This window comes from Acetobacter sp. DmW_043 (assembly GCF_002153485.1).
Lineage (GTDB): Bacteria > Pseudomonadota > Alphaproteobacteria > Acetobacterales > Acetobacteraceae > Acetobacter > Acetobacter thailandicus.
Genome location: NZ_JOMN01000079.1, coordinates 1 through 1,466 on the forward strand (window position 1 = coordinate 1; position 1,466 = coordinate 1,466).

Annotated in this window: 1 protein-coding gene; it reads left to right on the forward strand. The window is 28.6% G+C overall.

Going from position 1 to position 1,466, the window contains the following annotated elements:
• Window positions 1-366, forward strand: a 366-nt coding sequence (locus HK11_RS12405; protein ID WP_198943266.1) for a hypothetical protein, incomplete at its 5' end; no start/stop codon positions are given.
• Window positions 367-1,466 lie beyond the last annotated feature (1,100 nt).

The following is a 1,466-nucleotide window of genomic DNA, read 5'->3' on the forward strand; positions in this document are numbered from 1 at the left end:
GAATATAAAATTAAACATATGAACTATCAAAAATTTAAAGAAATTGAAGATAAGATGGAAAAAAAAGGGGTTAAATTTTCCACAAAAACACAACTTAATAGAATAATAACTGATAAAATATTAATGTATATTATTAATGATGCATCAGTATCTCTTACTATAACAAGAATTTGTTCTATAGGAGCATCAAGCATGTTAATGATTATTAATATACAAGGGTTACTTCAAACAGCTGCCAATGCATCTCATCGTCTTAGATTAAAAGATCCTGGACTTTGGTATCAGCTTTCCACAGATGGTTCTGATATGATATATTTCATATTTGAGGATAGTTTTGAACAATTAAATACTATTGTTGAGAAATAAATCATTAAAATGATAAAAAAAACATTGAAATCATTAAAAGAATTTTTATTGTCAATTTTAATAGGGTTAGTAACTTTGGTTACTACATTTTTTATGTTATATACAGCAGCTTTTTTTGATGGATGGAAGGAATTTTTTCTTCCTTTAATTGTTTTTTTATTAGGTTGTTTAATTTATGTAATTCTAGATTATTATAGAAAAAACGATTAGATTTTTTTACTACATATTTTCTCTTAAAAGATTTTTTTGTTCCTTGTTATAACTATATTATTTATTTTTCAGTCATTACTAATGTCTTATAACTTTCTAAAAACTCTGTCTAGGGTTTTTAGAACGGGTTCAAAACTTCTTTTTTGACTGATGATTATAGTCTCGAAGGAGCTATAGATAAATGATAATAAAAAATTTTCATTTTAGAGAGTATTGTTTTTTTTCTTTCTGCTTTTTGTTTGATTTTAGGCGCACTATTACATGTAAGTGCCTGGTTGGCTGGACCTGAGTGGATGGCTGAATTAGGTGCTCCACCGTCCATAGTTTTATCTACAGCTGCAAGAAGTTATCTGGCAATATTAGTGACCTTAGGTATTATTTTAATTCTTTGTATTCTGTCTTTGTGTTGCGTCTTAATCGCCCGTAATTCAAAAAAAATATTTTAATTCGTATATTACTAACAGTATGGGAAATTATGTGCTTATTACGAGGCTCTATAGTTTTCCCTGTTATCATTACTGGAAAAAAAGATTGGCACACGCTATTTGGTAATTTTTCTATTGCAGGACAATGGTTTGCAACAGAAAGTATGGCCGTTCTTATAATTGGAATTTTAATAAGTATAGGCCTCGTATTACCTGGAAAATGCACATAGGTTGAAAACTCATTTAGTATAAGGTTTCCATGCTATGAGCGAACTTTATAAATTATTGTTTTACGCTTCCATAGAGAATATATTTTTCAATAAAAATTACATTAAGATAATTATTCTTTTATTGAATTTATAATAAGATATTCAGGAGTTTCATATCTTTCAAATACATCGTAACCTGGAGGGTTCGAAAAACCCTCTGGTTTTGAGGTCTGCTCTGTGATTCCATTTCTCGTGC